This window comes from Aquicoccus porphyridii, from assembly GCF_008369105.1.
In the GTDB taxonomy this organism is placed as follows: domain Bacteria; phylum Pseudomonadota; class Alphaproteobacteria; order Rhodobacterales; family Rhodobacteraceae; genus Aquicoccus; species Aquicoccus porphyridii.
In genome coordinates this window covers 1-18,785 of record NZ_VINQ01000004.1, presented here as the reverse complement: position 1 = coordinate 18,785, position 18,785 = coordinate 1, and the positions used below count along the sequence as shown (strand labels likewise).

At 62.8% G+C, this 18,785-nt stretch carries 18 protein-coding genes, 1 tRNA gene and 1 other RNA gene; 14 read left to right on the top strand and 6 right to left on the bottom strand.

From position 1 onward, the window contains the following. Positions 1 to 7 precede the first annotated feature (7 nt). From FLO80_RS07200 to ssrA, 5 genes are all read right to left on the bottom strand, one after another. Positions 8 to 226, bottom strand: coding sequence for a ribbon-helix-helix domain-containing protein (locus FLO80_RS07200; protein WP_111365086.1), 219 nt, complete (start codon positions 224 to 226; stop codon positions 8 to 10). Between the two features lie 7 nt (positions 227 to 233). Beyond that, on the bottom strand, positions 234 to 410 hold the full coding sequence (locus tag FLO80_RS07195; RefSeq protein WP_111365083.1) for a DUF4169 family protein: 177 nt from the start codon (positions 408 to 410) through the stop codon (positions 234 to 236). 15 nt (positions 411 to 425) lie between these two features. Further along, positions 426 to 1,823, bottom strand: coding sequence for a class II fumarate hydratase (gene fumC / locus FLO80_RS07190; RefSeq protein WP_111365080.1), 1,398 nt, complete (start codon positions 1,821 to 1,823; stop codon positions 426 to 428). Positions 1,824 to 1,865: 42 nt separating this feature from the next. Next, complete coding sequence (locus tag FLO80_RS07185) at positions 1,866 to 2,342, bottom strand: SspB family protein (RefSeq protein ID WP_111365078.1); 477 nt, start codon at positions 2,340 to 2,342, stop codon at positions 1,866 to 1,868. Between the two features lie 118 nt (positions 2,343 to 2,460). Then, positions 2,461 to 2,810: a transfer-messenger RNA gene (gene ssrA / locus FLO80_RS07180) on the bottom strand. A gap of 390 nt (positions 2,811 to 3,200) precedes the next feature. Between ssrA and FLO80_RS07175 the strand changes: the two genes are divergently transcribed. From FLO80_RS07175 to FLO80_RS07150, 6 genes are all read left to right on the top strand, one after another. After that, on the top strand, positions 3,201 to 3,689 hold the full coding sequence (locus FLO80_RS07175; protein ID WP_342781714.1) for a DinB family protein: 489 nt from the start codon (positions 3,201 to 3,203) through the stop codon (positions 3,687 to 3,689). Positions 3,690 to 3,856: 167 nt separating this feature from the next. After that, positions 3,857 to 4,852: an acryloyl-CoA reductase gene (gene acuI / locus FLO80_RS07170; protein WP_111365073.1), complete on the top strand. Its 996-nt coding sequence runs from the start codon at positions 3,857 to 3,859 to the stop codon at positions 4,850 to 4,852. Positions 4,853 to 5,050: 198 nt separating this feature from the next. After that, positions 5,051 to 5,503, top strand: coding sequence for a GNAT family N-acetyltransferase (locus FLO80_RS07165; protein ID WP_146611028.1), 453 nt, complete (start codon positions 5,051 to 5,053; stop codon positions 5,501 to 5,503). Positions 5,504 to 5,609: 106 nt separating this feature from the next. Continuing rightward, on the top strand, positions 5,610 to 6,035 hold the full coding sequence (locus tag FLO80_RS07160) for an HIT family protein (RefSeq protein ID WP_111365067.1): 426 nt from the start codon (positions 5,610 to 5,612) through the stop codon (positions 6,033 to 6,035). A 323-nt stretch (positions 6,036 to 6,358) separates the two neighbouring features. Continuing rightward, entirely contained in the window at positions 6,359 to 6,775 is a 417-nt protein-coding gene (locus FLO80_RS07155) for a universal stress protein (protein ID WP_111365064.1), read from the top strand. A gap of 38 nt (positions 6,776 to 6,813) precedes the next feature. Next, positions 6,814 to 8,463, top strand: a complete 1,650-nt coding sequence (locus FLO80_RS07150) for a BCCT family transporter (protein ID WP_111365061.1) — start codon at positions 6,814 to 6,816, stop codon at positions 8,461 to 8,463. 231 nt (positions 8,464 to 8,694) lie between these two features. Here the strand turns inward: FLO80_RS07150 and FLO80_RS07145 are convergent, their stop codons facing one another. After that, positions 8,695 to 8,997 (bottom strand): hypothetical protein, encoded by a 303-nt coding sequence (locus FLO80_RS07145; RefSeq protein ID WP_246156600.1) that lies wholly within the window; start codon positions 8,995 to 8,997, stop codon positions 8,695 to 8,697. Positions 8,998 to 9,307: 310 nt separating this feature from the next. Here FLO80_RS07145 and FLO80_RS07140 point away from each other — a divergent pair, with 310 nt between their 5' ends. From FLO80_RS07140 to FLO80_RS07105, 8 genes are all read left to right on the top strand, one after another. Beyond that, positions 9,308 to 10,528 (top strand): aminotransferase class V-fold PLP-dependent enzyme, encoded by a 1,221-nt coding sequence (locus FLO80_RS07140; RefSeq protein ID WP_111365056.1) that lies wholly within the window; start codon positions 9,308 to 9,310, stop codon positions 10,526 to 10,528. 48 nt (positions 10,529 to 10,576) lie between these two features. Beyond that, complete coding sequence (locus FLO80_RS07135; protein ID WP_111365053.1) at positions 10,577 to 11,989, top strand: cryptochrome/photolyase family protein; 1,413 nt, start codon at positions 10,577 to 10,579, stop codon at positions 11,987 to 11,989. Between the two features lie 126 nt (positions 11,990 to 12,115). Continuing rightward, positions 12,116 to 12,556 (top strand): TrgA family protein, encoded by a 441-nt coding sequence (locus FLO80_RS07130; RefSeq protein WP_111365050.1) that lies wholly within the window; start codon positions 12,116 to 12,118, stop codon positions 12,554 to 12,556. 22 nt (positions 12,557 to 12,578) lie between these two features. Further along, a complete protein-coding gene (locus FLO80_RS07125; RefSeq protein ID WP_111365047.1) occupies positions 12,579 to 13,715 on the top strand; it encodes an NUDIX domain-containing protein in 1,137 nt (378 codons plus the stop codon). 70 nt (positions 13,716 to 13,785) lie between these two features. Next, positions 13,786 to 14,829: a cysteine synthase A gene (locus FLO80_RS07120; RefSeq protein WP_111365044.1), complete on the top strand. Its 1,044-nt coding sequence runs from the start codon at positions 13,786 to 13,788 to the stop codon at positions 14,827 to 14,829. Next, positions 14,826 to 17,294: a DUF3772 domain-containing protein gene (locus tag FLO80_RS07115; protein WP_439328709.1), complete on the top strand. Its 2,469-nt coding sequence runs from the start codon at positions 14,826 to 14,828 to the stop codon at positions 17,292 to 17,294. The genes FLO80_RS07120 and FLO80_RS07115 overlap by 4 nt, the downstream gene beginning before the upstream one ends. Then, the gene (locus FLO80_RS07110) at positions 17,291 to 18,007 is read left to right on the top strand and encodes an alanyl-tRNA editing protein (protein ID WP_111365038.1); all 717 of its coding nucleotides are present in this window, start codon (positions 17,291 to 17,293) and stop codon (positions 18,005 to 18,007) included. Before FLO80_RS07115 ends, FLO80_RS07110 begins: the two co-directional genes overlap by 4 nt. A 74-nt stretch (positions 18,008 to 18,081) precedes the next feature. Beyond that, a tRNA-Ser gene (locus FLO80_RS07105) sits at positions 18,082 to 18,171 on the top strand. Positions 18,172 to 18,785 lie beyond the last annotated feature (614 nt).

The following is an 18,785-nucleotide window of genomic DNA, read 5'->3' as shown; positions in this document are numbered from 1 at the left end:
CGGCCGGTCATGCCGGATCGCGGTAGTGGCGCAGCACGAAAAGCCGGATCGCGGAGGCGAGGCCGGTGTCGAGGTCGCGGGCCTCGTCGATCTCGGCGGCCAGCGCGTTGAGTGGCTGACCGCGCTCGGCGGCGATGTCGCGGAAGGCGTGCCAGAATTCATCTTCGAGCGAGACCGAGGTGCGATGACCCTGCAGGGTGAGCGAGCGTTTGACAGGTCTGCTCACGGGCGGGTCAATCCTTGCGCCGCTTGCCGTCGAGGTGCTGGATGGCCTTGTCGGCACGGGCCTTTGCAAGTGTTTTCTCGGCCTTGCTCAGCCCGTATTTGATCGCGTTTTCATCGGCTTGCCGCTTCTTGTTCGCGCGTTGCGTCGCCTTGCGGACCTTGTTCAGATTGACGATTCCGGGCATTCAGGCATTCCTCTGTCAGGAGGGCCCCACCATCTTCTCGGGGCGCACGATGCGGTCGAAGGTTGCTTCATCGACAAAGCCCAGCCGGACGGCTTCTTCGCGCAGCGTGGTGCCGTTCTTGTGGGCGGTCTTGGCCACGGTGGTTGCGTTGTCATAGCCGATCTCGGGGGCAAGCGCGGTCACGAGCATCAGGCTTTCGCGCATCAGCCGTTCGATGCGTGCCTCATCGGCCTTGAGACCCTGCACAAGGTTGTCGGTGAAGCTCGACGCGGCGTCGCCCAGAAGCTGCATGGATTGCAGCACGTTATAGGCCATCATGGGTTTGTAGACATTGAGTTCGAAATGGCCCTGTGATCCGGCGAAACCCACGGCGGCATCATTGCCCATGACATGGGCGCAGACCTGGGTGAGCGCCTCGCATTGGGTGGGGTTGACCTTGCCCGGCATGATCGAGGAGCCGGGTTCGTTCTCGGGCAGGATCAGTTCGCCCAGCCCCGAGCGCGGGCCGGAGCCCAGGAAGCGGATGTCATTGGCGATCTTGTAGAGTGAAACGGCCACGCCGCGCAGCGCGCCCGACATCTCGACCATGGCGTCATGGGCGGCCAGCGCCTCGAACTTGTTGGGGGCGGTGACGAAGGGCAGGCCGGTGATCTGTGCCATGCGCGCGGCCACGTCCTCGGCCCAGCCGCGCGACGTGTTGAGGCCGGTGCCGACGGCGGTGCCGCCTTGGGCCAGTTCGTAAATGCGGGGCAGGGCGGATTTCACCCGTGCGATACCCATCGCGACCTGGTGCAGGTAGCCCGAGAATTCCTGCGACAGGGTGAGCGGGGTGGCGTCCTGCGTGTGGGTGCGGCCGATCTTGATGATGCCGTCGAAGTCGCGGATTTTTTGTTCGATTGCGCCATGGAGCTTGGCCAGGCCGGGCAGCAGCACATCATGCGCCATGGTGGCGGTGGCGATATGCATCGCGGTTGGGAAGGTGTCGTTCGAGCTTTGGCCCATGTTGACGTGGTCGTTGGGATGGACCGGGTCCTTGGAGCCGAGCACGCCGCCCATGATCTCGATCGCGCGGTTGGCGATCACCTCGTTGGCGTTCATGTTGGATTGGGTGCCCGAGCCGGTCTGCCAGACGACCAGCGGGAAATGATCGTCGAGCTTGCCTTCTGCCACCTCGGCAGCGGCTTCGGCGATGGCGCGCCCGCGCGCGGTGTCGAGGCGCCCGAGATCGGTATTTGCCCCGGCGCAGGCCTGTTTGATCACGCCCAATGCGCGGATCAGCGCCACGGGCTGACGTTCCCAGCCGATCGGGAAGTTGATCAGCGATCGCTGGGTCTGGGCCCCCCAGTAGCGGTCTGCGGGCACGTCGAGCGGGCCGAAACTGTCGGTTTCCGTGCGGGTGGGCGTTTCGGTCATCGGCATGTCCTCATGCGACGGTAAGAAGGTCAAAAGGCGGGGTTACTTGCGGAAACTGTCAAGGCTGACGACCTCAGCGTCATGGGCCGTGGTTTCGTCGTCGTCTTGGGGTTCGGCATCTGCGTGATCCCCCGGCCCCTCGTCGGGGTCGTCGTCGTCATCTTCGCCATGGGTTTCGAAGCGCAGGCCGAATTCGACCGACGGATCGACGAAGGTCTTGATCGCGTCATAGGGGATGTAAAGCGGTTCAGGCGCGTCGCCGAAGTTGAGCGTGATCGAGAAACCGTCATCGCCCACGTCGAGGTTGTCGAACCAATGCTGCATCACCACGGTCATTTCCGCAGGATAGCGGTCGCGCAGCCAGTCGGCGAGTTGTGCGTCGGGATGGGTGGTGTCGAACGTGATGAAGAAATGATGCGTGCCGGGCAGACCGTTGTCGGAGACATCGGCAAGCACCTCCTGGATGAGCCCGCGCATGGCACGGTGCATCAGGCTGCCGTAATCGATGCTGCGCGACATGTGGGCCCGCTCCCTTCCCCGGTTTCACTGGGCGTCAGCATAAGCGATTCGAGGAAAAGAGAAAGGCCCCGGGCGGGGTTTTTGCACCGTGGGAGTGGATCGCACGCAAAGGAGGGAAAGTGCAGGCTTCTGTTGCCAGGTGCCTGCGAACCCCGCCTCACGCGGCTAGGCGAGAGGGCTTAAGTTTCGGTCTTGTTACCGCTTACGCAGCAACTGCAACCGGAGCATGATTGTTGTTGGCAATTATGCTTTACGGACCGATAACGGTGGTACCTCACCGGGACAAAGCAAACCCCTTTAGACGTTCGTCGATCCTGTTTCGGCCCCATGGTCCCCCAACAAGGGTCTTATGGTGGAGCCGCCGGGTACCGCCCCCGGGTCCGATCCGCTTATTACGAGCGCGTTTATGTCCATAGTTCCCGAGGGAACACTGGGAATATAGGCTTCGTGGATGTGTTTGGGAAGGGGGGCGGGTGGCGAATTCTCTCGACGAAAACAGATTGAAATCTTCGCGAGGTTTCGCCTCGCTTGCGCCGCACGGCCCAGCCCTGCTGGTGTGCCTTGCATCTGAACGGATCGTGCGACCAGTTGTCCGGTCGGAAGGGGGATAGGAGAGATCGCACAGTCCGTGTCGGAGGATGCGCAGGAGGGTTCAAATCGGTTCAAATACATATGGTTCTGTGGGTCGCTGAGGCCGACCTTGCGATTCACGCTTGTCAGGAGGTGTCAATTGGCTGACCTTCGGATTCGCGGCGCCGAGTCGCCGGGTTTGTTGGAACCGGATGAAAATGGGAGGTCGGCGCCTTGCTGCGCGCCGGGCAATCGAGAGCGATGATCACAGCGCAATTTGTCTTGACCATGGCACGCTACAACGCGTGGCAGAATCGCCAGATGAAAGCCGCGATGGAGGCGTTGGGCGAGGACGAGTGCAAGAAGGATCGCGGTGCGATCTTTGGCTCGATCCTGGCGACGGCGAACCATCTTCTTTGGGGGGACGCGATGTGGATGGCCCGGTTCGATGGTGGCGCACGCCCGCAAGGGGGGATTCCCGAGAGTGTCGACATGACCGCGCGGCTGCCGGATTGGGCGCTGGAGCGGTTTCGCATGGATGGGCGCATCCTGCTCTGGGCCGAGGCGCTGCGCGCGGTCGATCTGGTCGGTGATCTGAAGTGGTATTCAGGGGCGCAGGGGCGCGAGGTTTCGAAATCCATGGCGTTGTGCGTGACGCATATGTTCAATCACCAGACCCATCACCGGGGCCAGGTCCATGCGATGGTGACGGCGGCGGGCGGTGAGGGCTGGACCAGCGATCTGGCGTTCATGCCCGGGGAGGGTCCGTGGCTTTGATTGCGCTTTCACGGCGGCTGCGATGCACGCCGTTTGCGCGCGCGCAAGATTCTGGGCGTGACGCGGGGGACGCGGGCTTGCCCGTCGGTCTGTTTCGCCGCCTTCAAGACGAGTATTTGTAGAAAGATGAAAGACGGGGGCGCCCCCGAGGGAAAGGAAAGGACGAGATGTTCAACGCGCTTGTGGTGGAGAAGGACGAGGACAGCGGCAAGACCAGCGCCGCCGTGAAACAGATCGGCGTGGACGATCTGCCCGGGGCGGAGGTTCTGGTCGCGGTCGAATATTCGACGGTGAACTACAAGGACGGGCTGTGCATCGGGCCGGGGGGCGGGTTGGTACGGCATTACCCGCATGTGCCCGGGATCGACTTTGCCGGCACGGTCGAGGAATCGTCGGACGACCGCTATAAACCGGGTGACAAGGTGATCCTGACCGGCTGGCGTGTGGGCGAGGCGCATTGGGGCGGCTATGCGCAGAAAGCGCGGGTCAAGGCGGATTGGCTTGTGCCGCTGCCCGAGGGGCTCGATACGCGCGCGGCGATGGCGGTGGGCACGGCCGGGTTGACCGCGATGCTGTCGGTCATGGCCTTGGAAGATCACGGGCTGGAACCGGGCCACGGGCCGGTTCTGGTGACCGGGGCCGCGGGCGGCGTGGGGTCGGTGGCGACCGCGATCCTTGCGCATCTGGGTCATGAGGTGGCCGCGGTGACCGGGCGGCCGGAGACCGGCGAGTACCTGAAAGACCTTGGCGCGGCGCGGATCGTACCACGTGAGGAACTGACCGAGGTGACGAGAAAACCGCTGGAGGGCGAGCTGTGGGCGGGCTGTATCGACGCGGTGGCGGGCGCGATGCTGGGCCGGGTTCTCAAGCAGATGAAATACGGCACGAGTGTCGCCGCCGTTGGCCTGGCCGGAGGCGCGGCGATCGAGGGCGCGCTGATCACGCCCTTCATCCTGCGCGGTGTGAACCTGCTGGGGATCGATTCGGTGATGCAGCCTTATGAAAACCGGCTGCGGGCCTGGAAGCGAATCGCGCGTGACCTGCCGATGGAGAAACTCGAAGCGATGATCCGGCCCGCAACGCTTTCGGATCTGCCGGGGCTGGGAGCCGATATCCTGAAAGGTCAGGTCAAGGGCCGGGTCGTGGTGGACGTGAATGCCTGATTGCCGTTGACAGGCGGGGCGGTGCGGGGCAACGTGCCGCCCATGATCGAGAGAGCCGCACATAACGCTTGGTATTTTACCCTGTCTCAGTGAGATGGGCGGGCCGGGCATGATGTGCTGAAGGAAAGACCGCCGCGGGCGGTCTTTTTCATTCGGTCGGGCCCCCGTGGCGCCGGAAAACAGAAGGCGAACGGGACGATGATACATATCAGACGGCTGGAAGCGGGCGATATCGCCGCGCTGTCGGGAATGGTGGCGGCACTGGCGGCGCATCACGGGGATGCGGCCACGGCGACGCGCGAGGCGCTGGTGCGTGATTGCCTGGGCAATGCGCCATGGCTCGAGGTTTGGGTGGCCGAGGCGGAGGGAGTTGTGATCGGCTATGCCGCCTGTCAGCGGCGGGTGCAGATGCAGACTGGCCGACGGGGTGCAGACTTGCATCACCTTTACGTTGCGCGCGACCGGCGCGGGCAGGGGGCGGGCCGGGCACTGGTCGCGGCGGCACTGGGCTGGGCCGGGGGCGAGAACTGTGAAGTGATGACGGTGGCGACCGATCCGGGCAACAGCGCGGCGCAGGCATTCTACATGCGGCTAGGGTTCGATCCGGTCGAGTTTGAGGCGACCCGGTTCTTTCGCAGGGTTCAGGGTTAGATAGCCGGTGGACGGGGCCATGCGCCCTCGTGGCGCCGTTGCATGGTTCAACCCGTGTCTGAAACGCTCTAGGCTGAAAACCGAACGATTCTGGAGGCGTGTGGCCATGAGCTATGACAGTGACAACATCTTTGCCAAGATCCTGCGCGGCGAGATCCCGAGCGAGAAGCTTTACGAGGACGAGGACACCTTTGTCTTCATGGATATCATGCCGCGTGCCGACGGGCATTGCCTTGTGATTCCCAAGACGCCTGCCCGCAATATGCTTGATGCGAGCGACGAACAACTGACCGCCTGTCTGCGCACGGTGCGACGGATGGGGCATGCACTGATGCGTGCCTTTGATGCGGGCGGTGTGACGGTGCAGCAGTTCAACGAAGCCCCGGGCGGGCAGGAGGTGTTTCACCTGCATTACCACGTTCTGCCCCGTCATGAGGGTGTGAGTCTGCGCCCGCCGGGACAGATGGCGGAGATGGAGGTTCTCAAGGCGCAGGCCGAGAAGATTCGCGCCGCGCTGGCCGAAACGGCCTGAGAGGGTCGGCCGGGCGCGGGGGTGCGCGCCGGGAGCGTGTGCGGATAATGTGACTGTGGGCGCGTCGCCGGCAGTATGCTTTTGTATGCCGATTCCACCCGTCGCGGGCACCGATCTGGGCCCGGAAAATGCCGTATTTGTCGGCAAATGCGCCGCACCTGTTTGATTGATGGGGGGGTTTCGGTCTAGGCTAACGCTCCAAGGGGCATCCCGTGGAGGCACTGCGGGCCCCCGAAACCGAATGTGCGCGAAAGATGGGGCCACCCATTGCTGCTCGACAGGCCGCCAAGAGCCTTCTTTCGCGCCGGAATGGAGGGAGAGACGTGTTTTCGAGAATCATGGTGCCGGTCGATCTGGCACATCTACCCGACCTCGAACGGGCGCTCACATGCGCGGCCGATCTTGCCAAGCATTACGGGGCCAAGGTGACCTATGTCGGCGTGACCGCCGCTGCGCCGGGCACGTTGGGGCACAATCCCAAGGAATACGAGGCCAAGCTGTCCGATTTCGCGCAGGAACAGGCGCGCAGTCGAGGTATCGATACGCATGAATATACCGTGGTCAGCCATGACCCGGCCACCGATCTGGATGAAAAGCTGATGGGTGCGATCGGTGAGACCGGCGCCGACCTGGTGGTTATGCAAAGCCACATGCCCAACGTGATGGACTATATCTGGCCATCCAATGGCGGCAAGATTGCCGAGCATGCGAAATGTTCGGTCATGGTCGTGCGTGGCTGAACCGGGACTGAGGGAAACAAGACAAGGGAGGCCGTTACATGGCCGAGGAAACGACAGAACACGGTATTCCGGAGCCGGAAGGCCATTCGGATATCATCGAGACCGAATACCAGGTCGGTCAGGACAACATTCAACCGAGGATCGGGCCTTTCGGGCTCGATATTCACAACCCCGTCTTCGTGATCTCGGGGTTGGTGGTCGTGCTGTTCACGGCGTATGCGCTGATCGCGCCGCAGCAGGCGGCAGATTTCTTTGGCTGGCTGCGCCCGGCCCTGACCAGCACGTTTGACTGGTTCTTCCTGTGGGCGGCGAACATCTTCGTGGTGTTCTGTCTGTTGCTGATCATTTCGCCCTATGGCTCGGTACGCCTTGGCGGCACGGATGCAACGCCGGATTATGGCTATGCGGGTTGGTTCGCGATGCTGTTCGCGGCCGGCATGGGCATCGGCCTGATGTTCTTTGGCGTTCTCGAGCCCGTCTATTACTTCGGCACGCCATGGGGTGATGAGCCGCTGGGTGTCGTGCGGCCGTTTGGCGAAGATGGTGCGCTGATCGAGGGGAATATCGAGGAAGCCCGCCGCATGGCGTTGGCGGCGACGTCCTATCACTGGGCGCTGCATCCTTGGGCGATCTATGCCGTTGTTGCGCTGGCGCTGGCCTTGTTCACCTATAACAAGGGGCTGCCGCTGACCATCCGTTCGGCTTTTTACCCGATCTTCGGTGAGCGGGTCTGGGGCTGGACCGGGCATGTCATCGACACGCTGGCGGTGTTTGCCACGCTCTTCGGTCTGGCCACCTCGCTGGGCCTTGGGGCGCAGCAGGCCAACGCGGGTCTCGAATATGTCTATGGCATTCCGTTGGGCGTGACGACGCAGGTGATCCTGATCTGTGGCATCACGGCGGTGGCGCTGATCTCGGTGTTGCGCGGTCTGGACGGGGGCGTGAAGGTCCTGTCCGAGTTCAACATGATTGTCGCGATCCTGCTGCTCTTGTTCGTGCTGTTCGCGGCCGGTGCCGTCGGCATCATGACCGAGTTCTTCAAGGGGCTGGGCGCATATGTCCAGGAGGTCATCCCGCTGTCGAACCCGCATGGCCGTGAAGACACCGGCTACATGCAGGGCTGGACTGCCTTCTACTGGGCCTGGTGGATCAGCTGGTCCCCCTTCGTGGGCATGTTCATCGCCCGCGTGAGCCGGGGCCGGACGGTGCGCGAATTCCTGATCTGCGTGCTGATCATCCCCAGCGTTGTCTGCATCTTCTGGATGGCCGTTTTCGGCGGCGCGGCGATCAACGACGTGATCGCCAATCCCGAGACGAGCGCGGTGAAAGGGCAGGTGATCGACAGCTATAACCCGCCGTTGTCGCTCTTCGCGATGCTGGACAGCCTGCCGTTGGCGGCGATCACCTCGACCATCGGGATCGTGCTGGTCATCGTGTTCTTCGTCACATCGTCGGATTCCGGCAGCCTCGTGATCGACACGATCACGGCAGGTGGCAAGATTGATGCGCCGGTCAGCCAGCGTGTCTTCTGGTGCACCTTCGAAGGGCTGGTGGCGATCGCACTGTTGATCGGCGGGGGGCTTACCTCGCTACAGGCGATGGTGATCTCGACGGGCCTGCCGTTCACGATCATCCTGCTCGCGATCTGTGTCGCGATCGTGATGGGGCTGCGCGCCGAGAAGCGCTGAGCCTGTCACACTGAACGAAGAAAGGCCCCGCGCATGTCGCGGGGCCTTTCTGGAATTCGGGACATGGAACTATACTGGTGAAAGAAAGTCGCCAGAGTAGTTCACCAGTTTCCTCGGCTGGGATTGTTGGGCCGGGCGTTCATCTGGGGACACTGCGCTCAAAAAAAAGGCCCCCGTGACGGGGGCCTTTAGTCGCGATCACTGGCCAAGCAAATCACGCTTCACTTTTCATCAGGTGGAAGACACGTCGAGAAGTTGCTCAGCGCAGGCCTCGGCTACATCGACGTTCGGTTGTTCCTGGCCTGGCAGCGTCGCCCAACCTTGTTCCTCGATATAATCGCCTTGCTCCCAACTGCTTTCATCCTCCAGCGCCGCGATGTGCAACTGCTGTTGGGCGGTCGCGGCCTTCCTGAATTCTGCAATGCAAATCGGCGTCAATGCAGCTATCACGGCCTTCTCTGTCTGTTGCTCGGCTGTCTGTCTGGCGGTTCCGCTCGTAACCATCCAGCCTGCGCTCAAGCTGACGATCAGCATGCCAACGGCACCACCGACTGCCCCCCAAACGGCGGGTTTCGTCCATGTCGGAATATTCATAAAACCTCTCTTCCTACGAATCACAGGGTAACATCCATAGCCCTGGTCACCTAATCGGGGACCGGAACCGCGCAGTTCGGCTGCCGAGAAGCGTTGACGTACCCACAGACAGATCAAGGAATGCGCCCGCGCCTGTCGTGGGGTCTTTTGATTTCTGGACGAGTATTTTTGGCAAGATGAAGGACCGCGGGTCTTGTGTCCCGGGGGGCTTTCAACTTGAGTGGTGCGAAGTGTTCACGGGGAGTGGTTGATGGATCTGGATATCGAATTCGTGCGGGCGCAGTTTCCCGCCTTTGAGGTACCGTCGCTAGAGGGCCAGGGGTTTTTCGAGAATGCGGGCGGGTCATACACGTCGCGATTCGTGATTGACCGGCTGACGCGATTCTATCGCGAGCGCAAGGTGCAGCCCTATGGCCCCTATGAGGCCAGCCGGCTGGGCGGCGAGGAGATGGACGAGGCGCGCGCGCGGCTGGCGGCGATGCTGGGGGTCGAGGGGGACGAGTTGTCGTTCGGACCATCGACCACGCAAAATACCTATGTTCTGGCGCAAGCGTTCCGACAATGGATGAAGCCAGGCGAGGCGATCGTGGTGACGGATCAGGATCACGAGGCCAATATCGGCCCATGGCGGCGGCTCGCCGAGGACGGCATCGAGATCCGTGAATGGAAGATCGACCCGGAGACAGGGCATCTCGATCCGGCCGCGCTCGAACACTTGTTGGATGAGAATGTCCGGCTGGTGTGTTTTCCGCATTGTTCGAACGTGGTGGGCGAGGTGAACCCGGTGACCGAGATCACCGCCATGGCCCACGCGGCGGGGGCGTTTGTCTGTGTCGACGGGGTGTCCTATGCGCCGCATGGGTTTCCCAATGTCGGTGAGTTGGGGCCGGATATCTACCTGTTTTCGGCCTACAAGACCTATGGGCCGCATCAGGGGATCATGGTGATCCGGCGGGAACTGGGCGCGCAGTTGCCTAACCAGGCGCACTATTTCAATGCCGGTACGCTCTACAAGCGGTTCACGCCCGCGGGGCCGGATCATGCGCAGGTGGCGGCCTGTGCAGGTATGGTCGATTATGTGGATGCGCTGGCCGAGCATCACGGCATCGGGGGCAGCGTGTCCGAGAGAGCGAGTGCGGTGCATGACATGATGCGGGCGCATGAGGTGCGGCTTTTGCAGCCGCTGCTGGATGCGCTGCGGGGACGCAACGATCTGCGCGTGCTGGGGCCGGATCGGGCCGAAATGCGCGCGCCGACCGTGGCGGTGGCGCTGCGCGAACCCGGGATCGAGGCGGCGCGACGTCTTGCCGGGCACGGGATCATGGCGGGAGGCGGCGACTTCTATGCGGTGCGTGCGTTGGAGGCGATGGGGGTTGAGCCGCGCCACGGCGTGCTGCGCTTGAGCTTTGTGCATTACACCAGCGCGGATGAGGTTGACCGGTTGATCGGGGCGTTGGAGCGCGAATTGTGATCCGGGCCGGGTGGCGCGGCGTAGCCTCGTAAAATCGGGGGCAGTATCATGGAGCAAGGGGTACCGCGCATCTGGTGGGTGCGACGGGATTTGCGGCTGGGTGACAATGCGGCGCTGAGCGCGGCCGCCGAGGGTGGTCCGGTAATAGCGTTGTTCATTCGCGACGGTCAGGTGGACGGCCTGGGGGCCGCGCCGAAATGGCGGCTGGGCGAAGGCTTGCGGGTTTTGGAGGATGCGCTTGAGGTCCGGGGCAGCCGGTTGATCTTGCGCACGGGCACGGCGCTGGACGTGTTGCGTGCCGTGATCGCCGAAACCGGTGCGGGGGCGGTGCATTGGAGCCGGCTCTATGATCCGCTCTCACGGGAGCGTGACGGGGAGATCAAAAGCGCGCTCAGGTCGGATGGGATCATGGCGCAGAGCCACGGCGGACATCTCTTGCACGAGCCATGGTCGGTCGAGACCGGGACAGGCGGATTTTACAAGGTCTACACGCCCTTCTGGAAGGCGGTGCGGGGGCGTGATCCGGGTGCGTCCTTGCCGGAGCCGCGCATTGCTGTGCCAGGAGGCTGGCCAAGCAGCGAGCAGTTGGACGAATGGGTGCTGGGCACGGCGATGCGGCGGGGCGCGCAGGTGGTTGCACGGCATTGCCGCCCCGGTGAGGCGGCGGCGGAGGCGCGGTTGACCGAATTCATCGAGGCGGACTTGGCGGGCTACCGTGACGGGCGGGACATGGTTGCGCAGGGCGGCACGTCGGGCCTCTCGGACTACCTCGCGCTGGGCGAGATCTCGCCCCAACGGATATGGTCCGTGGCGACGGCGGCACGGGAGGCGGGCAATCCGGGGGCGGAAGCTTTCCTGCGGCAGATCGTGTGGCGCGATTTTGCCCATCACCTGATCCATCACACGCCGCATATTCTGAACGCCAACTGGCGCGACGGTTGGGATCGGTTCCCGTGGTCCGAAGACGCAGTGCACCCGCATTTCCTGGCTTGGAAACAGGGGCGCACGGGAATTGATTTCGTCGATGCGGCGATGCGCGAGATGTATGTGACGGGGCATATGCACAACCGCGCGCGGATGATCGTGGCCTCGTATCTGACAAAGCACTTGTTGATGCACTGGAAGCTGGGGCAGGCGTGGTTCGAGGAATGCCTGACCGATTGGGATCCGGCGAATAATGCGATGGGTTGGCAATGGGTGGCCGGATCAGGGCCCGATGCGGCACCATATTTCCGCATTTTCAACCCCGAGACTCAGGCCGAAAAATTCGATCCCAAAGGGGAATACCGGCGTAGGTGGCTGGCCGAGGGGCAGGCGTGCCCGACCGACACGGCGCTCAGTTTCTTCGAGGCGATTCCCGAAAGCTGGGGCCTCGCGCCCGGGGATGCGCGACCCGCGCCGCTGGTCGGGCTGAAAGAAGGGCGCGAACGGGCGCTGGCGGCCTATGAAAGCAACCGCTGAGGCGGTGGAGCTTGGTCGTGACGTTGGGCGGTGTCGGGTGTGGAAATTGCACCTCGGCACTTGCGAAGTGTCCGGTCATGGCGGAAACTGCGATCCGTTGCAGATGACAATGGACACCCGGACCAGATGCCGACAACCGCCCGCCTGATTGCCGCGTTTTGCCTGATGGTAGTCGCATGGGTTGTTACCGAACAGGTGATGGCGGCGATGCCGCCGGAGACGCAGTTCGGATATTTCCGGCTGGTCAATCTGGTGATCGCGGCGTTATGCGGCTGGGTCGTGATCGGTAGTCGCGTGGGCACGGATTATGTCACGTCGCTCAGCATCGGGCTGACCGGGGTGGTGGCGATGGTGTTCTGGGGCCTGTTCGTGCAGGCGTTCAACGAAATGTTGCGCCTCGCGCTGGCGCGGCGCTATGACGGGCCGGTGGAAGCGGTGGTGGATGTCTTTCAACTCGGGATCGACTTTGGTGCCAATCTCGTTCATTTGAATATTCTCGTAACTCTCTTTGCCGGGGGTGTGCTCACGGGGGTGGTGGTTGAGTTTGTCAATCGCCGCTGGACCTGAACGCAGAGGCGCGGATTTTTCGATGACGAATATCTTTCTTTACGGCACGTTGCGGCATGCACCGCTGTTGGAGATTGTTTCGGGACAGCCTGCCGGATCGCTTGGGCCGGTTCCGGCGCGGCTTGCGGGTTACAGGGTGGCGCAGGCCGACGGGCAGGGCTTTCCGCTGATCGAGGTGTGTGCCGGGGCCTCGTGCGAGGGGGTGGTGTTGCTTGATGTGCCAGAGGCAGCCGTTGCGCGGCTCGATTTCTACGAACTCGGATTTGGCTATGATCTGCGCGATGTCACGGTTGACACGGCCGAAGGCGCGGTTGCCGCACGGGTCTATTTTCCGCACCCCGATTTGTGGCGGGCGGGCGCGAATTGGACGCTGGAAGCATGGTTGCGCGAAGAGTGGCCGGTGGCGCGGCACGCGGCGCGGGAAGTTATGGAATATTTCGGTCGGCTTTCAGGGGACGAGGTCGCGGCGCGCTATGGCATGATCTTGACCCGGGCGGCGGCGCGGGTGCGCGCCGAAGCGAACCCGACACCGACGGTCCTGCGCCATGCGGGCAGGCGCGAGAGCGTCGAGGAAGCAGCGGCAGAGATGAGCCATGCGGGGTTCTTCCTGACCCGGGTCTACCGGTTGCGCCACCCGTTGTTTGCGGGCGGGATGAGCGAGTGGCTCACCCGGGAGGTGTTCATATCGGGGGATGCGGCGCTTGTCCTGCCTTATGATCCGGTTCGCGACCGGGTGATGCTGATCGAGCAGTTTCGTATGGGCCCCTATGCGCGGGGGGACGGGTTGCCGTGGCTTCTCGAACCGATCGCGGGGCGGATCGACGCGGGCGAAACTGTCGAGGCGGCGGCACGACGCGAGGCCGTGGAAGAGGCAGGGTTGCGCCTGAAGCGGCTGGAGCGGATCGGTGGATTCTATTCATCGCCGGGGTATTCGAGCGAGTATTTCAACTGTTTCCTGGGGTTGGCCGATTTGCCCGAGAAAGCAGCGGGGCGGGGTGGTGTCGAAGACGAGCACGAGGATATCCGCAGCCATGTTCTGGGATTTGACGAGGTCATGGCGTTGATGGAAAGCGGCGAGGCGAACAATGCGCCGATTGTGCTCATGCTGCTCTGGCTGCAACGCGAACGGCCCCGGCTCAGGGCGGCGGCGGGGGGATGAACCGATTGCTTGAGTTGCGCGCCGCGAGGGCCTACATCTGACCGGACAAGCCAAGGCAAGGAGCGCGCCCATGTCCATTCCCCTGATCGCTCAGGATCTTTCGCAGGCTGTCGGAAACACGCCGATGATCCGCCTTAGGCAGGTGAGCGAAGCAACCGGCTGCACCATTCTTGGAAAATGCGAGTTTCTCAATCCCGGGCAATCGGTCAAGGATCGGGCGGCGCTTTACATCATTCGCGACGCAGTGGCACGCGGCGAATTGAAGCCCGGCGGCACGATCGTCGAGGGGACGGCGGGCAATACCGGCATCGGGTTGGCGCTGGTGGGGGCATCGATGGGGTTCAAGACCGTGATCGTGATTCCCGACACGCAGAGCCAGGAAAAGAAGGACATGCTGCGGCTGGCGGGGGCGGAACTGGTCGAGGTGCCTGCAGCGCCCTATCGCAACCCCAACAATTTCATACATTATTCGCGCCGTCTGGCCGAACGTCTGGCCCAGAGCGAACCCAACGGCGCGATCTGGGCCAACCAGTTCGACAACGTGGCCAACCGGCAGGCCCATGTCGAGGGAACCGGCCCCGAGATCTGGGCGCAGACCGAGGGCGGTGTGGACGGATTCGTCTGTTCTGTGGGATCGGGCGGTACGCTGGCGGGTGTGGCGATGGCGCTGCAGCCCAAGGGCGTCAAAATCGCCATTGCCGATCCGATGGGGGCGGGGCTTTACAGCTACTACACCACTGGCGAGATCGCGATGGAGGGCGGTTCGATCGCCGAGGGGATCGGGCAGGTGCGGATTACCAAGAACCTTGAAGGATTCACGCCCGACATGGCCTATCAAGTGCCAGACAGCGAGGCGCTGCCTTACGTTTTTGACCTGCTGGAACATGAGGGGCTCTGCCTTGGTGGGTCGAGTGCCATCAATATCGCCGGGGCGGTGCGCATGGCGCGCGAGATGGGGCCGGGCCATACGATCGTGACCATCCTTTGCGATTACGGTACGCGCTATCAGACCAAGCTGTTCAACCCGGATTTCCTGCGTGAAAAGGACCTGCCGGTGCCGGGATGGGTCGGCCTGGAACCCAAGCAGGTGCCGGCAATGTTTGTCGAGGAATGAAACACGTGCGTGCTGTCCTGATCTGGCTGTCGTTGGTCCTGTGCCTTGTGGCGGTGCCGGGCTTCGCCCAGCAGTCGGGGGGGCGGGCGATCGACTACGATGCATGGGAGCGCATCGCAGAGCGCGCAGAGACGGCGGTCGAGGCCGGGCGGGCCTCGGATGCGGCGCTGGGCACGTTGCGCACCGATCTGGCGGGTTGGCGGGCACGTTTCCTGGAGGCACAATCTGCCAACACGGCAAGTATCCGCACGACCCGTGAACAGCTTGCCGCGCTGGGACCACCGCCCGAGAGCGGCGAAGAGCCGCCCGAGATCGCCCAGTCACGCAGCGAGTTGAACGCGCGGTTGGCTGCGTTGCAGGCCCCGGTGAAAACAGCCGAGATCGCCCATGCGCGGGCTGATGGGTTGATCCGGGGTATCGACGCGATCATTCGTGACCGCCAGTCACAACAACTACTGGAACGGGGGCCGACGCCGGTTAACCCGCTATACTGGGCGCCCGCGCTCAACGAGATCAATACGGCCTTTTCCAACCTGCGTCAGGAGTGGCGCAGCGCATGGGACAACCCGATCCAGCGAGAAAAGACCAAAAGCAGGTTGCCCGTGTCACTTCTTTTGCTCGTCGTCGGGAGTGTCTTGCTATTGCGAGGCTGGAAATGGGTGAGCCGACTGACAGCCCGCATCCAGAGCCGTAGCGAAGGCCGGGGCCGCTGGCTCAAGGGGTTTGTCGCCTCGCTTGGCCAACCGCTGGTCATGCTGGTGGGCTTTACCGCGTTGATCGAGGCGGCCTATGCCACCGGCCTGCCGGGGCTGCGTGGCGAACAGATTTTGTCGGCGCTGCGCCCGGCCGGATATCTTTTCATCGTCTCGATGTGGATTGCCTTACGGGTGTTTCCCCGTGGCGATTCGGTCGATCTGCCCCTCGTGCTGTCGATTGAGCGCCGAAGGGAGGGGCGTCTCGAGGGTGGTTTGATCGGTCTCGTTCTGGGCCTTTCGATGCTGGTCATGGCGATCTCGTCCTATGAAAACTGGACGCGGTCGACGACTGCAGTGGTGACCTTGCCGCTGATCGTTCTTGGCGGGTTTCTGATGTGGCGACTGGCGCGGCTCTTGCGTCGGCATAATGCCCGGATCAGTGAGGATGACGCGGCGACGCCGGGCTATATCGACCGGTTGCTTCTGCTCCTGGCCCGGGCCTTGCAGGCGGTAGCCGTCGTGGGGTTGATTCTGGCGGTCGTGGGTTATTTCGAAGCCGCTCGCGCGCTGACCTTCTCGATGTTGTCGTCGCTGCTCCTTCTGGCATTCGTCATGATCCTGCAGCGGCTCATTGCCGAGCTTTGGGTGCTGTTTTCGGGATATGGGGACGAAGGGCGTGACGGGCTGATTCCGGTTCTGGCCGGGTTTGCGCTGGTGGTGGCGGCAGCGCCGTTCTTTGCAATGATCTGGGGCGCGCGATCGACCGAACTTGTCGAGATCTGGACGCGGATCAAGAGCGGGTTTTCGATTGGCGAAGCGCGCATCAGTCCGATGGACTTCCTGATATTTGCCATCGTTTTCGCGGCAGGTTACACGATCACGCGGCTGTTGCAGGGTACGCTGCGCAACACGGTCTTGCCCAAGACGCGGATGGATGTAGGCGGGCAGAATGCGCTTGTATCGGGGCTGGGCTATGTCGGCATCTTCCTGGCTGCGATCATCGCGATCACTTCGGCAGGCATTGACCTCAGCTCGCTGGCCATCGTGGCCGGGGCGCTGTCGGTGGGGATCGGCTTTGGTCTGCAGAATATCGTTTCCAATTTCGTCTCGGGCATCATTCTGCTGATCGAGCGGCCGATTTCCGAAGGCGACTGGATCGAGGTCGGCGGCCAGATGGGGTATGTGCGCGATATTTCGGTACGTTCGACCCGGATCGAGACCTTCGATCGCACCGACGTGATCGTGCCCAATGCCGACCTGGTGTCGGGGACGGTGACGAACTATACCCGTGGTAACACCGTCGGGCGGGTGATTGTTCCGGTCGGCGTGGCCTATGGCACCGATACCCACAAGGTTGAGGCGATTCTGCGCGAGATTGCCGAGGCGCACCCTATGGTGGTGCTGAACCCACCGCCTTCGGTGGTGTTTCAGCGCTTTGGAGGCGACAGTCTAGAGTTTGAAATCCGCGCAATCCTGCGGGATGTGAACTGGGTTCTGACGGTCAAGTCCGACATGAACCATGCAATTGCCAAGCGTTTTGTCGAAGAGGGGATCGAGATTCCCTTTGCGCAGCGTGATATCTGGCTGCGCAACCCCGAAGTGCTGGGCGGGAGGTCGGAGCGCCCGGCTGAACCCTCGCCCCCCACCGCACCGGGTGAGCCGGAGCCGGAGCGTCGCGCGGTTCATCCCGACCGGGGCAATCTGCACGAAAGCGACATGGACCATGGGCCTCCGGACGTTGGGGGTGAGTCGGACGGGGGCGGACGATGACCGAACATCTGTTTCTTGGCGATGCCTATCGCCGCGATGTCGCCGCGACCGTGACTGGCCACACGCAGGAAGGTGGAATTATCCTCGATCGGTCGATTTTTTACCCGACCGGCGGCGGACAACCCGGCGACAGCGGGTCAATCGACTGGGAGGGTGGGTCTACCCGGATCGCAACAGCCCTGAAGGCGAGGCAGGGCGCGATTGCCCTCGTTCCGGCTGAACCTCATGCCCTGCCGGCGGTCGGCACGGTTGTGCAACAGGTCATCGACTGGGAGCGGCGTCACCGCCATATGCGGGTGCACACGGCGCTGCACCTGCTTTCTGTCGTGCTGCCACTGCCGGTCACCGGTGGGCAGATTAACTCCGACAGGGGGCGGCTGGATTTTCTCATGTCCGAGCCGCCCGAGGATCGCGCGGCGCTGGAAGAGGCACTCAACGAGGTGATCGAACGCGACTTCCCGGTGACTGATGAGTGGATCACCGAGGCTGCGCTGGATGCCAATCCGGGACTGGTCAAGACGATGTCGGTTCGCCCCCCGCGCGGCGCGGGGCGAATCCGTCTTGTCTGCATCGGCAACGCGGACCACCAGATCGATCTGCAACCTTGTGGCGGCACCCATGTCGCCCGCACGGCGGAAATAGGCCGGATTCGGATAGGGCGGGTCGAGAACAAGGGTAAACAGAATCGCCGGGTGCATGTCCATCTCGACTGACCCTGTCGCAAAGCAGGAATATTGGCGGTTTAGCCCCTTGCAGCCCCCCTGCAATATTGGCTAGACCCGTCGACGGAGCGGTGGCCGAGTGGTCGAAGGCGCACGCCTGGAAAGTGTGTAGGCGGGAAACCGTCTCGAGGGTTCGAATCCCTTCCGCTCCGCCACTTGCCCTTGCGAAAGCGTTCTCCCGATCCGGCTGCGGCCGGATTTTCTCGTTGTTTTCGGGGGTTATGCGCGAGGGGCTGAGCACTGGCAGTGGCACCGGGTGACCCGGAAGCGGTCTCTCAGGGCCGGTATTCTCCGGACCTCATGACTGCGCCGATTTGGTCAATTGCTCTCAACGCGCTGTAACCAAACAACTTTCCGAGGGACCGGCCTGAACACTTCGAACGGAGTCTCGTTCGGTGAGATGGAACCGAAATCGAACGTTCGCTGTTCGCAGGTATCAGCGCAGTACTGCCGCTTCTGCAGCGCAGCATGCATCAGGTGATCGACAGACAGGGCGGGAAGCAGTCGCTCGCCGCGCTTGTCACGAACGACCATGAAGCGCAGGAAGCGGCCATGGCTCCAAGGACACCTGGTGCCGCATACCCGTACGGACAAGAGGAAGGCTGCCTTCGCCAACCTCTTGTCACTCCCGAAGGCGTTTTTCGGCGGGTGCGGCTTATTCGAATGGTTGCAAACCCCTAGGGTGTATATAAACATCCATCCGCGCCTCTGGTATCATGAGTCCGGTCGCATGCTGTGCTAGACACGAATGACTTGTAAGGGCTGAGAC

What these genes read in the sequence shown, in the direction of transcription:
- FLO80_RS07195 (WP_111365083.1), bottom strand. Translation starts at nt 410, where the DNA reads ATGCCCGGAATCGTCAATCTGAACAAGGTCCGCAAGGCGACGCAACGC.
- FLO80_RS07185 (WP_111365078.1), bottom strand. Translation starts at nt 2,342, where the DNA reads ATGTCGCGCAGCATCGATTACGGCAGCCTGATGCACCGTGCCATGCGC.
- FLO80_RS07110 (WP_111365038.1), top strand. Translation starts at nt 17,291, where the DNA reads ATGACCGAACATCTGTTTCTTGGCGATGCCTATCGCCGCGATGTCGCC.
- FLO80_RS07130 (WP_111365050.1), top strand. Translation starts at nt 12,116, where the DNA reads ATGCCGACAACCGCCCGCCTGATTGCCGCGTTTTGCCTGATGGTAGTC.
- fumC (WP_111365080.1), bottom strand. Translation starts at nt 1,823, where the DNA reads ATGACCGAAACGCCCACCCGCACGGAAACCGACAGTTTCGGCCCGCTC.
- FLO80_RS07140 (WP_111365056.1), top strand. Translation starts at nt 9,308, where the DNA reads ATGGATCTGGATATCGAATTCGTGCGGGCGCAGTTTCCCGCCTTTGAG.
- FLO80_RS07120 (WP_111365044.1), top strand. Translation starts at nt 13,786, where the DNA reads ATGTCCATTCCCCTGATCGCTCAGGATCTTTCGCAGGCTGTCGGAAAC.
- FLO80_RS07175 (WP_342781714.1), top strand. Translation starts at nt 3,201, where the DNA reads ATGGCACGCTACAACGCGTGGCAGAATCGCCAGATGAAAGCCGCGATG.
- FLO80_RS07145 (WP_246156600.1), bottom strand. Translation starts at nt 8,997, where the DNA reads ATGCTGATCGTCAGCTTGAGCGCAGGCTGGATGGTTACGAGCGGAACC.
- FLO80_RS07160 (WP_111365067.1), top strand. Translation starts at nt 5,610, where the DNA reads ATGAGCTATGACAGTGACAACATCTTTGCCAAGATCCTGCGCGGCGAG.
- FLO80_RS07125 (WP_111365047.1), top strand. Translation starts at nt 12,579, where the DNA reads ATGACGAATATCTTTCTTTACGGCACGTTGCGGCATGCACCGCTGTTG.
- FLO80_RS07150 (WP_111365061.1), top strand. Translation starts at nt 6,814, where the DNA reads ATGGCCGAGGAAACGACAGAACACGGTATTCCGGAGCCGGAAGGCCAT.
- FLO80_RS07115 (WP_439328709.1), top strand. Translation starts at nt 14,826, where the DNA reads ATGAAACACGTGCGTGCTGTCCTGATCTGGCTGTCGTTGGTCCTGTGC.
- acuI (WP_111365073.1), top strand. Translation starts at nt 3,857, where the DNA reads ATGTTCAACGCGCTTGTGGTGGAGAAGGACGAGGACAGCGGCAAGACC.
- FLO80_RS07165 (WP_146611028.1), top strand. Translation starts at nt 5,051, where the DNA reads ATGATACATATCAGACGGCTGGAAGCGGGCGATATCGCCGCGCTGTCG.
- FLO80_RS07135 (WP_111365053.1), top strand. Translation starts at nt 10,577, where the DNA reads ATGGAGCAAGGGGTACCGCGCATCTGGTGGGTGCGACGGGATTTGCGG.